Source organism: Flavobacterium sp. SM2513 (assembly GCF_050908145.1).
Classification (GTDB): domain Bacteria; phylum Bacteroidota; class Bacteroidia; order Flavobacteriales; family Flavobacteriaceae; genus Flavobacterium.
The window spans coordinates 3,158,969-3,173,628 of record NZ_CP194228.1; the positions used below are offsets into that span (position 1 = coordinate 3,158,969).

A 14,660-nucleotide genomic window follows, 5' to 3' on the forward strand; every position below is an offset into this window, starting at 1 on the left:
TAAAAGGAGTTTAAGCAATCACTTTGGCATTCTTCACATCTTGATCTGTAATGGCAATGGCCAAAACATCACTCATTTCTTTAACATAATGAAAAGTCAAACCTTCTAAATATTCTTGCTTGATTTCATCAATATCGCGTTTATTTTCGTGACAAAGAATAATTTCTTTGATGTTGGCTCTTTTGGCTGCAAGGATTTTTTCCTTGATTCCACCTACAGGAAGCACTTTTCCACGAAGGGTAATTTCTCCTGTCATGGCAAGACTTTTCTTGATTCTTTTTTGTGTAAAAACCGAAACAAGCGAAGTCAACATGGCAATTCCGGCACTAGGTCCATCTTTTGGAGTCGCACCTTCAGGAACGTGAATATGAACGTTGTATTTTGGTAACATTTCAGCGTCAAGTCCTAAACTTACGGCGTTAGATTTAATGTATTCTAAAGCAATTGTAGCCGATTCTTTCATCACGGTTCCTAAATTCCCCGTCATGGTCAATGTCCCTTTTCCTTTTGAAATCAAGGATTCAATGAAAAGAATATCACCGCCAACACTTGTCCAAGCTAATCCGGTAACAACTCCGGCAACTTCGTTATTTTCTGACTTGTCCCGTTGCATTCTTGGAGCTCCCAATGCTTTTACGACATCAGCCTCCGTTATTTTTAAATTATACTCCTCCTCCATCGCTACTGCTTTTGCAGCACCACGAATCACTTGAGCCACTTTATTTTCTAAACCACGAACGCCCGATTCTCTGGTATAACCTTCTACAATAAACTCCAATTGTTTTCTGCCAATTGATAATTGTTTCGAAGTCAAACCGTGTTCTTTCAGTTGTTTTGGAAACAAATGTTTTCTTGCAATCTCTACTTTTTCTTCAATCGTGTAACCCGACATTTTGATGATTTCCATTCGGTCACGCAAAGCGGGCTGAATAGTACTCATGTTATTTGAAGTAGCAATAAACATCACTTTCGATAAATCATAACCCAATTCAAGGAAGTTATCGTAAAAATCATTGTTTTGTTCTGGATCTAAAACTTCTAATAAAGCAGAAGACGGGTCGCCATTGTGACTGCTTGAAAGTTTGTCAATTTCGTCCAAAACAAAAACGGGATTTGAAGTTCCTGCTTTTTTCAAACTTTGAATTATTCTTCCCGGCATTGCACCAATATAGGTTTTTCTGTGTCCTCTAATTTCTGCTTCATCACGCAAACCACCAAGTGAAATCCGAACGTATTCACGACCTAAAGCTTCCGCAATTGATTTTCCAATCGACGTTTTTCCAACTCCCGGAGGTCCTGTCAAACACAAAATTGGCGATTTCATATCGTTTCTTAATTTTAAAACGGCCAAATGTTCGATGATTCGTTTCTTAACCTCATCTAAACCAAAATGGTCGCGGTCTAAAACCTTTTGTGCAAATTTTAAGTCGAATTTATCTTTTGAAAAATGATTCCACGGAAGTTCTAAAAACAATTCCAAATAGTTACGTTGAATGCCAAAATCAGGTGCTTGCGGATTCATCCGTTGCATTTTAGACAATTCTTTTTCAAAATGTTTTTGAGTTTTTTCGTCCCACTTTTTCTTAGCTGCTTTTTGACGCATTTCTTCCAACTCCTCTTCTTGCGAAACGCCACCCAATTCTTCTTGAATGGTTTTAATTTGCTGGTGCAAAAAGTATTCACGCTGTTGTTGGTCTAAATCAAAACGAACTTTAGATTGAATATCATTTTTAAGTTCCAATTTCTGCAACTCAATATTCATGAATTTCAAAGCTCTTAAAGCTCTATCTTTCAGGTTATTTATCGACAACAAATCTTGCTTCTCTTGAACCGAAAGATTCATATTGGAAGAAACAAAATTGATTAGGAATGAATGACTTCCGATATTTTTAATAGCAAAAGTAGCTTCTGTAGGAATGTTTGGACTTTCCTCAATAATAGCCGTCGCCAGTTCTTTTACAGAATCGATAATAGCAGAAAATTCCTTATCATTTTTCCGAGGACGTTTTTCTTCTACTTCTTTGATTGTAGCTTTCATATACGGCGACTCGGTAGTCATTTCGGCTATTTCGAAACGCTTTTTCCCTTGAAGAATAACCGTAACGTTTCCGTCAGGCATTTTCAAAACACGTAAAATTCGAGCTACGGTACCAATTTTATGGATATCATTGAAAGTAGGTTCTTCAATGTCTTCATTTTTTTGAGAAACAACACCAATTACCTTACCTGCTGCATTCGCATCGTTGATTAATTTAATCGATTTATCTCTACCAGCGGTAATAGGAATTACAACTCCGGGAAATAAAACGGTGTTTCGCAAAGGCAAAATCGCTATATCATTCGGAAGTTCTTCGTTGTTCATTTCTTCTTCGTCTTCGGGCGTTAAAAGCGGAATTAATTCGGCTTCGCTGTCCAACTCATGAAGTGACATATTGTCTAATGTGATTATTTTTTGATTCGACATATTATATTTAAGTCATTTTGTCATTAAGAAAATAGCTTCACTCTATAAAATCAAGTAAAGGTAATAAAGTATTTTATTGAATTACAGCCTTCTAAAATTAATTATTAGTCTGAATTCAATCTGTAAAGTCAATCTTTGTGCCATAAAAAAACCGCTTCTTATTAGAAACGGCTTTTACTTTTTAAACAAATGTGTATTAATTTAAACTGTAAGATACAATTTCGTAATTGGATTCAGCAGTGCCTAATTCATTTTGAAATTTTACCAATCCGATGTTTTTGGCAAACCAATAAAGATTTCCTTGCGAAACACCTTGTGTATTTTGTGTTACTTTGACTTTGATAACCTCTGAATAAGTAACGCCATTAATGGTAATTTCAATTCCTTTTTCCAAAACTTTACCAATAATTTCCACATCCGAAGGAACAGGAATATTCCCGAGCATCATTGTTTGCGTAAAAGTATGGGTCCAAGTTTGATTTACGGCTAAATTATCCTTTAAAATTTGAACTACTGTAGGTAAAACCGTAATAGCAGGATTTCCATTTTGAGCAGGAATACTTGCTTCTTGACGAATAAAATAAGTATTGTTCTCTTTTCTAGACCACACATTTCCGGAAAAGGAAAGGCCTTGAATCGTTGTAGTTCCTACAAAATTACTATACTTGTAATAAGTTTTACCTTCAATTTGTTCTGAAGAAGTAATTTTCATCGGTGGCTGTTGCACTCCATTATTTTTATAAACCCAAGTATTATTTACAACCATTGGCCAATAATCACCTGAAGGAGTTCCCGGATTTGTACCTGGATTAGTTCCTGGATTAGTTCCTGGATTTTCAGTTGGTATTTCACCAGAAACCGATGGGTCTAAAGGCTCAATATCAGTCGAGCAAGCTGTTAAAAAAGTAGCTGTTGTGGCTAAGAAGAAAAACAAGAATTGATTGATTTTTTTCATTTTCGTAAAATGGGTTAGTTTTCGATTTCAAATATACCTTTTTTTATTATTTTGAAATACTTTTTTTTGGCACTCTTAAAAGTAATAAAACGCCTCCTATGAAAAACAACGTAAGAAATACAATAGAATTTCGCATACTTCCCGTAAGTTGGTCTATTAAACCGTAAAGTCCCATTCCTATAACGATTCCGATTTTCTCGGAAACGTCATAGAAACTAAAGTAGGAAGTTGTGTCATCTGTTTTTGGTAAAAATTTCGAATACGTCGAACGCGAAAGTGCTTGAATTCCGCCCATTACTAATCCGACAAAACCAGCTGTAACATAGAAATGAATGGGTTCGGTGACAAAATAGGCACAAACGCAAATGATTGCCCAAATTATGTTGATCACAATTAATGTAGGAATGTTTCCGAATTTGGCGGAAGCCCGAGAAGTAATAAACGCTCCTAAAACAGCTACGAGCTGAATTACCAAAATACTGATAATTAATCCCATTGTTTTATCGCTTGGTGATGGCCAATTGATTTCCTGTTCGCCAAAATAAGTCGCCACTAACATTACCGTTTGAACCGCCATGCTGTAAACAAAAAAAGCAATTAGGTATCGTTTAAGTGCTACGTTTTCAAACAATTGATTTTTAACTTTTCGCAACTCTCTAAATCCATTAAATAAAATTGAAGTGGTTACTTTTTGATTTGTTTTATTTCCTTTTGGTAAAAAATAAAAGCTGTATTGACTGAAAAGTATCCACCAAATTCCTGTAAACACAAATGTCAATCGCATCGCCTCCATGGCTTCCTGACCTTCTTTTCCGATGACCATTGCTAGACTTGCAATAAGCAAAATTACACTACCAATATAGCCTAAGGAATACCCTTTTGCACTCAGTTTGTCTTGTTGCTCTTCAAAGGCAACATCAGGTAAATACGAATTATAGAACACTAAGCTTCCCCAGAACCCTATTAAACCTAAGAAATAACATACTAATCCAAAGTAAATATTTTCAAGAGAAAACCAATATAAACCAATGCAAGATAACGCACCGAGATAACAAAAGAATTGGAGGAATCGTTTCTTATTTCCCACATAATCAGCAATCCCAGAAAGTAGCGGTGAAATTATAGCCACCACTAAAAAGGCAATTGCTGTAACGAAACTTATTAATGCTGTGTTTTTAATTTCAAATCCAAAGACGGGAACCGCAGGAAATTCATCCGAAAACAAACTCGCATAGAAAATCGGGAAAATCGAAGAAGAAATTACTAACGGATAAACCGAGTTTGCCCAATCGTAAAAAGCCCAAGCATTCTGCAGTTTCTTACTGCCTTTTTCAAGTTGATTCATAAAGAGAAATTTTAATAAACAAAAAAAGCTGCCAATAAATTGACAGCTTCGAATGTACTCATTTTTTATTTAAATGTAACTCCAAATTTAGCAGCTTCTTTTTTAGCTTGCGGAATTAAACGTTGCAAGTTGCTCATCCTTGTTTGATCGGAAGGGTGTGTGCTCATAAATTCTGGAGGGGCTCCACCACCTGAGTTAGCTGACATTCGTCCCCAAAATGCTACAGATTCTTCCGGATTGTATCCCGCAATTGCCATCAAAGTTAAACCAATTTCATCTGCTTCAGTTTCGTGACTTCGACTAAAAGGTAACATTCCCAAAACATTACTTCCCGCACCATACGCTTGCATGGCTAAAGCTTGTGTTGTTTCGCTTTGTTCACCTACTAAAACCTGAGCTCCTACAGCACCTAATTGTTGCAACATGGAACCACTCATTCTTTGTTGTCCGTGATTTGCCAAAGCGTGTGCTACTTCATGCCCCATTACTGTTGCTAAACCTGCTTCTGTTTTCGTAACTGGTAAAATACCACTGTACACTACAATTTTTCCTCCTGGCATACACCAAGCATTCACTTCTTTACTGTCAATTAGTTTATATTCCCAACGGTAGTCTTTCAAATAACCTTGATAGCCATTTGCATTTAAGTACCGCTCGGCAGCATTTTTAATTTTAATTCCCACCGACTCTACTAATTTTGCATTCGTAGTACCGCTTACTACTTTATTTTCAGTCAAAAAAGTACTGTATTGCGCAAAAGCAGATGGTAAAATTTCCGAGTCGGGCACCAATGCCATCGTTTTCTTTCCCGAAAAAGGATTGGTGGCACAAGAAACGGCGATACCGAGTGCAAGTGCTGTGAAGATATAGGTATATTTTTTCATAATTTGTTTTATTTAACAAAAGCAAAATTACAATAAATTTTAACAGTTGAGAATATAGAATTTAGAAAAAACATTATACTTTATCTGTATAGGACTAAATATTCTATTTGATGTTAATCTTTACATTTTAAAAAGCGGTTATAAGCACGCGATTGTATGGTTGAAATACGCTTTTTCTTCTATTTCGCTGTCTATTCAGTTTGATGGTATTTTGATATTTTCATTGACCTTGAATGTTCTGTTTGAAGTGGTAGTTTACTTTGCTTTTAATTTTAATGTTATTGGGTAGTTTAACAAATGTTGTACTCATTTTAAGTTCTGTAACTGTTTTTTCCATCATTGTGTTTGGACAAAAGAGTTTGATTTGTTTGCCGTTGTACCTAAAAGGTTGTTCTTGATTTAAATTTATGCCTTTCGCTTTTGTTTTTGGGTTATACCCAAAATTTAGTACCTTTGTTTTATTTTACTTCTAAGATTACCTCTTTTTAACCAATTCCTTTTTTCTCTATTTTCTATCTAAATTGAAATATTTAGAAAAATTTTCTATGTATTGCCTTTTTTGCCGAATACACGTTTCATACACTATCCATACTTCATCTATACTTGAAGTAGGGAGTATCTATACAGTAGCTATTTAGATTATTTTTCCGTGGGTCGTTTTCAAATAATGGTGCAGCTTATGATGTAAATTTCTGTATTTTGGACCTTTTATTTTAATTTTTGGTAGTAATTAGAACTCTGCGAAGGTTAAATCTTTCGTTTATTATAGTCTCAAATTAAGGGATTGTTAGTTTTTAGTGTTAAAGTTTTTTTCACCAACAACCCTCGAAGGGTTTGGAACCCTGCGAAGGTTAAAAGGCTGTTCGAGGCTATCTTTTAATGCTTCTTTTCATTTTAACCGCAGGGCATCCAGTTAACATATCCCGCTACTTAAGATTACGAGGGATTTTATTTAGTACCGCGAATATTTTAGTCTCTAAAAAGAGAGCGTTGCACCAAATATTTTTTTATCTTTGGGATGCACAATTTTTAACCAAGGGCTTTATCTTTGCCCCTTCAGAAAAATGGGAATCGTTATGGAACAAAAAATACATCAAGGAAGAAATGTGAAGCGTTTCAGAGAAATGCTGGGCATCAAGCAGGAAGCATTGGCTTATGATTTGGGCATCGACTGGAACCAGAAAAAGATTTCTATGTTGGAGCAAAAAGAGGTCATTGACACTACTATCGTGACACAAATCTCCAGTTCGTTGAAGATTCTGGTGGAAGCGTTTCAGAATTTTGATGAGGAACAAGTGGTGAATGTAATTACGAATACTTTTGGAGAACATGCTTTTAGTAATTCCTTTAACTACGGCACAGTTAATCATAATCCAATTGTTTAATTGCTAAAATGGCATGAAGAAAAAATTGCTTTGTACGAGAGAAGGATGAAAGAGAACGATGAAATGATGGTGAGGTTTGAAAAGATAATCAATAAATAATCTCTTTTTTTTCAATGGATTGAAATCCGTTGCTACAAGATGCGTTGTCTCTACGAGACTTATATGTTAAATTAATCTATTTTTTTCAACGGATTAATATCCAATGCTACAAGATGGGTCGTCTCTACGAGACTTGTTTGTTAAATAATCTTTTTTTTTTCAACGGATTAAAATCCGTTGCTACAAGATGCGTCGTCTCTACGAGACTTGTTTGTTAAATAATCTTTTTTTTTTCCACGGATTAAAATCCGTTGCTACAAGATGGGTCGTCTCTACGAGACTAGGGCGTTAAGCTACTAGAGCAGTACGGTCGGTTCCTATAGTAAGGCTAGACTTTGGTCCAGTCATTGAAGGATAGATGGCATTTAATAGAATGTCTAATTTGTATGGGACAAATTACATTAATTTTTACCTATCTATACTTTTTTATGTACACGAAGATTTTTTTTGATAGCGTATGTTTTCCTCTAAAAATTAGAGATTAAATAGTACTATTTACAAATGTACTTTCTTGAAAAACGTTATATCTATAATTGCAGCTTATTGTACTGAAAAGTGTTTTTTGAAAAGGATCTGATTCTTATTAAATAAAAAAAGGTAGTCTTCTTTTAGGCTTTTTTCAAAGCGATTGTAAATTTACTTCCGGCTGCTAATTCACTTTCTACCGAAATAGTACCTCCTTGTGATTCTATAAATTCTTTACTAATGGCTAAACCTAATCCCGTTCCCTCCTTTTTACTTCCTGGCACTCTGAAATAGCGATTAAATATTTTTACCAAATACTGTGCTGGAATGCCTTGTCCGTAATCTTGAATGGAAATTAAAACCTCTTTGTCTTGGCTTTTCACTTGGATTAATATACTGGAATGTTCGTAAGAATACCGGATGGCATTGGACAAGACATTGGTAAGTACCCAAACCATTTTTTCAAAATCAGCACGCACTAGGCCATTTTCTGAGGGGAAATTAGTGGAGATTACGATGTTCTTCTGTTCCGCTTGGTTTTTTGTTGCATCAATCGCCGAATGGACAATTTTCAAAGGGTCTACTGAGGCAATCATAAGTTGGATGCTTCCACTTTCTAACTGGGTCATGTTTAATAATTCTCCTGTAATTTTTAATAAGCGGTTACTGTCATCGTTAATGCTGTCAATTAAATGGTCTTGTTCTTCATTTAAATTTCCTATTTTTTCATTTTTGAGCAAAGCTGTACTCATTTGAATAGAGGCTAAAGGCGTTTTGAATTCGTGCGAAACGGTGGCAATAAAATTGGTTTTTGCTACATCCAATTCTTTAAAAAGCGTGATGTTTTTTAGCATAATTACTTGGCCAATAAACTGCAAATCGCTCTCGCCTGTAGGTTTTATGTTGATGTCTATAATTTCTTTTTCAAAATAACTTTCTTTGTTATTGGCATAAATTTTTAATGTTTTATTTTCCTTAATAAGAGTCGAAGCCGCCGTATTGCGAACTAAATCCCGAATCAAGTCATTATTCAAAGCTACTTCCTGAATGTGCCGACCAATAATATTTTCGGCTGTTAAACCAGTTATTTTGAAGGCTTCGTTGTTTACAAAAAGTACAATTTTATTTTCATCTAATCCGATTACGGGGTCCTGCATATTGTTAATCAAAGTTTCAATTCGTTTCTTGCCTTTGATGATTTTATCCAGCTTACTTTCTGAGTATTCCTCCAACTTTTCCGCCATGGTGTTGAACGATTGGGACAACTGATGGAACTCTGTGGAACTGTCAAATCGGACCCGTTCTTTATAATTTTGGTTGGCAATTTCCTTGATGCTTTCCGTTAATTCCCGAATGGGATTGGCTATAATTCCGGGTAAATTTACCAATAAAATAAATGCGGTAATAAAACAAAAAGTTGCGGTAATGGATATTCTGATAATAGCCGATTCCGCCGTTTCATTTGCTACTTTACTTTTTCTCTCAATGGCATTCATATTGATATGCATCAATTGGGTGATGTCTTTTCGAATTTTAGACACCATTTCCGTGCTATCTGGGTACTGGTGCAGCACTGTTAATTTTTGGGTAATGGAATTGGTAATTTGTAATTCGCCTGGTTCGGTCACGTTCTTTTTTTGTCTGTTTAAACTGGCCTGAAATTCTAGTAAAGCGACCTTACTGTTTTCTAATTTATCCAATGAAATGAACATTGTTCGAGCATACTCTAACGTATTGTAATTGGCGACCAAGATATTATTGGTGTCTTTCTTTAAGGCATTGATGTAAAAAATACTCATACTTGCGATGATGATAATCAACATAAATAAGAGTCCAAGGCCTAAAAACAACTTGGTTTTTATTTTCATTTTAAGTTACATTTATAATTAAAAAAAACCTGCATAAACTACTTAAGATAAGATTACTAAATCTGTATTTTTAGACGCTAATTTTTTGAGTAACGTATTGAATATATTGGTTGACAAAATGACCGTCCATAAACTGACACGTGGAAGTCCGATGCAAACCGTAGTTATTTTTCGTTGTTCAACTTGGTCAATGATGGATTTCGCAATGGACGTGTTTTTAATCTTGATAATTTCAGCACCTAATTCTGTGGCTAATTTAAAATTATTTATCAGATGCCGCTGTTTATTTAAAGCAATTTTGTTTGGGTTTTCCAATGGCGTTTCAACATACAAGACGTACCATTTACTGTGGTAGTAATTGGCCAATCGCGCTGTTTTTCGGATTACATTTTTGGCTGTTTTTTCGTTACTACTGATGCAGGCCATAAACCGCTCGTGTTTCATCACATTGGGACGGATTACCTCCGTTTCTACTTTACGGTTTACTTGCGAAGCTACTTCTTTCAACGCCAATTCCCGCAATTGCAAAATGTGGTCGCTTTGAAAGAAATTATTTAAGGCTGTTTGGATTTTGTCTTGCGGATAAATTTTTCCTTCTTTCAACCGATTGATAAGTTCTTCGGCTGTTAAATCAATGTTGACCACTTCATCGGCTTGTGCCAAAACCAAATCGGGAATGCGTTCCTGCACTTCAATTTTAGTAATATTTTTGACCTCTTGATTTAAACTTTCGATATGTTGAATATTGACTGCCGAAATCACATTAATTCCTGCGTCTAATAGTTCAAATACATCTTGCCACCTTTTTTCATTGGCACTTCCTTCAATATTGGTGTGGGCCAGTTCGTCTACAATGACTACTTCAGGACGCAAACTGATGATGGCTTGCACGTCCATTTCTTCCAACTCTTTTCCTTTGTAAAAAAGTTTTCGACGGGGAATAACGGGTAAGCCTTCTAATAATTCGTGGGTTTCTTTACGGTTGTGTGTTTCTATGAAGCCAATTTTGACATCAATGCCGTTCCTTAGAAGCGTTCGTGTTTCCTGTAACATTCGATATGTTTTCCCAACACCAGCACTCATCCCGATATAGACTTTAAACTTTCCGCGACGTGATTTTTGAATGAGGTCGAGGAAATGCTGTGCGTTATTTTGTTTTTCTTGTTCCATGTTTTTGAAGGTTATTTGCCACGAAGACGCAAAGCAATGAAGATTTTTTTAAGATTTAAAGGTTATCAAGAAACGGTTTTCTACTTTATAGTATGCATCTTTTTTTGGTCACGAATTAACACCTTGGAGTAGTATTTTCAAAAAAAACAGGAAAACACAAAGTTCTCAATACTTTTTAAGTAGAAAACTTTGTGCCTTCGTGCCTTTGTGGCAAGAGCTCAAACCTAAATCTAAAACTTAATGGCCAACGAAGTTACTACTGAAAAACTATTGTCAGCTGTTTGGGTACTATTTTTTGCAAAAATAGCCTCTTCACTATTGTAATTCTTAACTTCAGTCCTCCACATCAAGTTGGGTGTAATTTTGTAATCTGCATTTAACGAAACGCCGTATGTTTCAAAACCGTTTGGCTTTCCTGTTGCAATAATAACTCCTTTTTTATCTTGGTAGTATTCGCCTCTTACTGCAAAATTCAATTTGTCTGTTGCCATGAATTGTGCCATCGCTGAAGCTCCATACCATTTATTATACGCATCGCTTTGCGGTGCGTCTTGTTCCCAACCCATGTCAAAACCTGCGATAAGTTTTACTTTACTTGTCAATTCAAATTGACCATAGAAATCATGAAAATAGCGCTTTTGACGCAACTCGTCAGGCTTATCATTTCCTATAAATGAACTGCTATTGAATGCAATTTTAGGAGTCGGTTTGTACACAATTTGATGACCAAAAGCCGGTGTCGTATTTCCATCCACACGTTGAATGCGTTGCCAACCGTTTAAATACAGTCCTGATAATTCCCATTGTCCGCTCGGTGAAATGTAAGTAATTTTGGCTCCTGCTTCAAAATAAGGCGAATTTTCTGCCATTATGCTTCTTGTCAATGTAAAACAGTCGGCTCCGACAGCGCTTTCATAACCAATATGCGAAGGCAAAATCCCCGCTGTAATCCACAAATTATTTGTTTTTGAAAGCATTACCCCCACATTCGCTTCGTAAATATTTTTTAAAATACCAGGCTCTGCTGCATAATTGGCATTCATGTAGGAACCTGTTGCTAAAGCTAAATTAGCTCGAATCATTCCTGAATCGTAATTGGCTTTTAAATAGGCAAGGTTTAAACTCACTTCATTGTTGCGGTTGTGGCTGTAGATAAATCCAGGACGTGTGTTATTATCTGGGTTATTTACATCGTACTGATAATACGTTTCGGCATAACCACTGATGGTCAATGGATTTTTAGGTTGTTCCTCTTGAGCAAAAGCTGCAACTGAAAGACAGAAAGTGAATGCAGCGAAAATATTTTGTGTGTTCATCTTTATTTTTGTTAGTAATTTAAAAAAAAGGGAGGCATGGCTTACCTCCCCAGCTCTGTTAATTGGTTTATTTTAGTTGGTCAAGCGCACTATTTAGTTTCAAAACATTCACTTTTGTCGGGCCAAAAAGCCCAAGGAAAGGATGTTCTGTGTTTGCATCTACTAACGCATTCAATTTTTCAGTACTTATGTTTCTCGCATTTTGAATTCTCGCGATTTGAATTTTCGCACTTTTAACCGAAATATTGGGGTCTAATCCACTTCCGCTTGCGGTTACTAAATCCACAGGAATTTCTGATTTTTTAAGTGTTGGGTTTTTAAGTAAAAAAGTATCAATTCGACCTTGCACTACGGCTAAATATTCTTCATTTGAAGCCCCTTTGTTACTTGCTCCTGAACCAGCAGCGTTGTACGCTACCGCTGAAGGACGACCCCAGAAATACTTGTCTTCGGTGAAGCTTTGTCCCACGTTAGCGTAACCATAACCTTGCTTATACGTTACCACTTCTCCTTTTCCGTTGTTGGGAGCCCATTGAGCAAAAGCCCAAACTGCCGCTGGATAGAGAACTGTAAAAAGTACGAGTAGCACTACCGTCATTCGAATTCCTTTTATTAAATTGTCTTTCATAATTTCTATCTCTTTATTCTATTTTCTTTATTCTATTTTCTATTCTCTTTGTTCACTCTTTTCTACAGAAACAACGCCACAACCATATCAATCAATTTGATACCGATGAATGGAACGATAATTCCCCCTACACCAAAAAGTAGTAGATTTCTTCTCAACAAGGCACTCGCACCAATTGGTTTGTAAGTCACCCCTTTTAAAGCTAATGGAATCAAGAACGGAATTATAATCGCGTTGAAGATTACGGCTGAAAGTATGGCACTTTCAGGACTGTACAAATGCATGATGTTTAATCCCTGAAGTGCTGGAATGGCGGTGATAAATAAAGCTGGGATGATGGCAAAATATTTAGCGACGTCATTCGCGATACTAAAAGTTGTAAGTGTTCCACGAGTCATTAAAAGCTGTTTTCCAATTTCCACAATCTCGATGAGTTTAGTTGGGTCATTGTCTAAATCGACCATGTTCCCCGCTTCCTTTGCCGCTTGCGTTCCGCTGTTCATTGCCACACCAACATCTGCTTGAGCCAAAGCCGGTGCATCGTTCGTTCCGTCACCCATCATGGCAACTAAACGGCCCGCCATTTGCTCTTGTTTGATGTAGTTCATTTTATCTTCCGGTTTCGCTTCGGCAATAAAATCATCGACACCTGCTTTTTCGGCAATAAATTTGGCTGTCAATGGATTATCACCCGTCACCATCACCGTTTTGATACCCATTTTGCGAAGGCGTTCAAACCGTTCGAACATTCCTGCTTTGATAATGTCTTGCAATTCAATTACGCCAAGTGCAACTTCATTTTCGGAAACTACTAAAGGCGTTCCGCCATTTTCAGCAATTATTTTTACTTGGGCCAGTACTTCTTCAGGAAAAGGATTTCCTGCTTTAGTTACTAGGTTTTTAATTGCATCTGTAGCTCCTTTTCGGATTCGCGTGTTTTCGAAATTGATTCCTGAACTTCTCGTTTCGGCGGTGAACTTGATAAATTGTGCATTATCGACTTGAAAAGTGGACGGATTTATTTTTGCCAATTCAATAATCGACTTGCCTTCTGGCGTTTCATCGGACATTGAACTCAAAACTGCAGCTCTAATTAATTGTGTTTCTGAAATACCGGGAGCTGGATAGAAATGCGTTGCTTTTCGGTTGCCAATGGTAATTGTTCCGGTTTTATCCAACAACAATACATCAATATCTCCTGCCGTTTCAACCGCTCGACCGCTTTTGGTGATTACATTTGCTCTCAAAGCGCGGTCCATTCCTGCAATTCCTATTGCTGATAACAATCCACCAATGGTTGTTGGAATCAAGCAAACAAATAATGCGATGAAAGAAGCAATGGTAATATTCACATTTGAATAATCTGCAAATGGTTTTAAAGTCACACACACAATTACAAATACCAAAGTAAATCCAGCAAGTAAGATGGTTAAAGCAATTTCATTAGGCGTTTTTTGGCGTGAAGCCCCTTCCACTAAAGCAATCATTTTATCTAAAAAACTTTCGCCCGGCTCGTTGGTCACTTGCACTATAATTCGATCCGACAATACTTTTGTCCCTCCAGTAACGGAACTTTTATCACCACCCGATTCTCTTATAACGGGAGCTGATTCACCTGTGATGGCACTTTCATCAATAGTGGCTAAACCTTCTACAATTTCGCCATCCGTGGGAATAATATCTCCCGCTTCACAAACAAACAAATCGCCTTTTTTTAGTTGGGACGAAGATACTTTTTCACCGCTTTTTAAAATCGCCGGGGTTTCTTCTCTTGTTTTTCTCAAACTATCCGCTTGTGCTTTTCCTCTGGCTTCGGCAATGGCTTCGGCAAAATTGGCAAACAGTAACGTCAGCAACAGAACGAGGAATACAACGAAATTATATCCAAAGCTACCTTGTGAAGTTTCGCCGGTAAGCGTCCAGATAGAGACGATTAGCATTACGAATGTTCCGATTTCGACGGTAAACATGACGGGGTTTCGAAACATTAGTTTCGGATTCAATTTCACAAAAGACTTTACCAATGCTGATTGCACGATGTCTTTTTGAAATAAGGATTGATCTTTATTCATTTTAAATTC

General features: G+C 36.5%; 9 protein-coding genes and 1 pseudogene. 1 reads left to right on the plus strand and 9 read right to left on the minus strand.

Annotated features, from left to right (window positions below):
• Positions 1–10 precede the first annotated feature (10 nt).
• The 4 genes from lon to ACQ5J2_RS13540 form a co-directional block, all read right to left on the minus strand.
• Positions 11–2,464 (minus strand): endopeptidase La, encoded by a 2,454-nt coding sequence (gene lon / locus ACQ5J2_RS13525; protein ID WP_432670988.1) that lies wholly within the window; start codon positions 2,462–2,464, stop codon positions 11–13.
• 196 nt (positions 2,465–2,660) lie between these two features.
• Complete coding sequence (locus tag ACQ5J2_RS13530) at positions 2,661–3,419, minus strand: hypothetical protein (RefSeq protein WP_432670989.1); 759 nt, start codon at positions 3,417–3,419, stop codon at positions 2,661–2,663.
• 46 nt (positions 3,420–3,465) lie between these two features.
• A complete protein-coding gene (locus ACQ5J2_RS13535) occupies positions 3,466–4,764 on the minus strand; it encodes an MFS transporter (protein WP_432670990.1) in 1,299 nt (432 codons plus the stop codon).
• Positions 4,765–4,829: 65 nt separating this feature from the next.
• Positions 4,830–5,648 (minus strand): M48 family metallopeptidase, encoded by an 819-nt coding sequence (locus ACQ5J2_RS13540; RefSeq protein WP_432670991.1) that lies wholly within the window; start codon positions 5,646–5,648, stop codon positions 4,830–4,832.
• 1,076 nt (positions 5,649–6,724) lie between these two features.
• Between ACQ5J2_RS13540 and ACQ5J2_RS13545 the strand changes: the two are divergent.
• Positions 6,725–7,132 (plus strand): annotated as a pseudogene (locus ACQ5J2_RS13545) (XRE family transcriptional regulator).
• A gap of 608 nt (positions 7,133–7,740) precedes the next feature.
• Here the strand turns inward: ACQ5J2_RS13545 and ACQ5J2_RS13550 are convergent.
• The 5 genes from ACQ5J2_RS13550 to kdpB all read right to left on the minus strand — a co-directional run bounded on the left by ACQ5J2_RS13550 (position 7,741) and on the right by kdpB (position 14,651).
• A complete protein-coding gene (locus ACQ5J2_RS13550) occupies positions 7,741–9,465 on the minus strand; it encodes an ATP-binding protein (protein WP_432670992.1) in 1,725 nt (574 codons plus the stop codon).
• Between the two features lie 42 nt (positions 9,466–9,507).
• On the minus strand, positions 9,508–10,635 hold the full coding sequence (locus tag ACQ5J2_RS13555; RefSeq protein ID WP_432670993.1) for a sensor protein KdpD: 1,128 nt from the start codon (positions 10,633–10,635) through the stop codon (positions 9,508–9,510).
• A gap of 230 nt (positions 10,636–10,865) precedes the next feature.
• Entirely contained in the window at positions 10,866–11,951 is a 1,086-nt protein-coding gene (locus ACQ5J2_RS13560) for a porin (protein ID WP_432670994.1), read from the minus strand.
• 67 nt (positions 11,952–12,018) lie between these two features.
• Entirely contained in the window at positions 12,019–12,579 is a 561-nt protein-coding gene (locus ACQ5J2_RS13565) for a K(+)-transporting ATPase subunit C (RefSeq protein WP_432670995.1), read from the minus strand.
• 62 nt (positions 12,580–12,641) lie between these two features.
• Positions 12,642–14,651, minus strand: a complete 2,010-nt coding sequence (gene kdpB / locus ACQ5J2_RS13570) for a potassium-transporting ATPase subunit KdpB (protein ID WP_432670996.1) — start codon at positions 14,649–14,651, stop codon at positions 12,642–12,644.
• Positions 14,652–14,660: the final 9 nt, after the last annotated feature.

Coding starts and splice junctions, on each gene's coding strand:
- ACQ5J2_RS13540 (WP_432670991.1), bottom strand. CDS start 5,648: ATGAAAAAATATACCTATATCTTCACAGCACTTGCACTCGGTATCGCC.
- ACQ5J2_RS13565 (WP_432670995.1), bottom strand. CDS start 12,579: ATGAAAGACAATTTAATAAAAGGAATTCGAATGACGGTAGTGCTACTC.
- ACQ5J2_RS13550 (WP_432670992.1), bottom strand. CDS start 9,465: ATGAAAATAAAAACCAAGTTGTTTTTAGGCCTTGGACTCTTATTTATG.
- lon (WP_432670988.1), bottom strand. CDS start 2,464: ATGTCGAATCAAAAAATAATCACATTAGACAATATGTCACTTCATGAG.
- ACQ5J2_RS13555 (WP_432670993.1), bottom strand. CDS start 10,635: ATGGAACAAGAAAAACAAAATAACGCACAGCATTTCCTCGACCTCATT.
- ACQ5J2_RS13560 (WP_432670994.1), bottom strand. CDS start 11,951: ATGAACACACAAAATATTTTCGCTGCATTCACTTTCTGTCTTTCAGTT.
- kdpB (WP_432670996.1), bottom strand. CDS start 14,651: ATGAATAAAGATCAATCCTTATTTCAAAAAGACATCGTGCAATCAGCA.
- ACQ5J2_RS13535 (WP_432670990.1), bottom strand. CDS start 4,764: ATGAATCAACTTGAAAAAGGCAGTAAGAAACTGCAGAATGCTTGGGCT.
- ACQ5J2_RS13530 (WP_432670989.1), bottom strand. CDS start 3,419: ATGAAAAAAATCAATCAATTCTTGTTTTTCTTCTTAGCCACAACAGCT.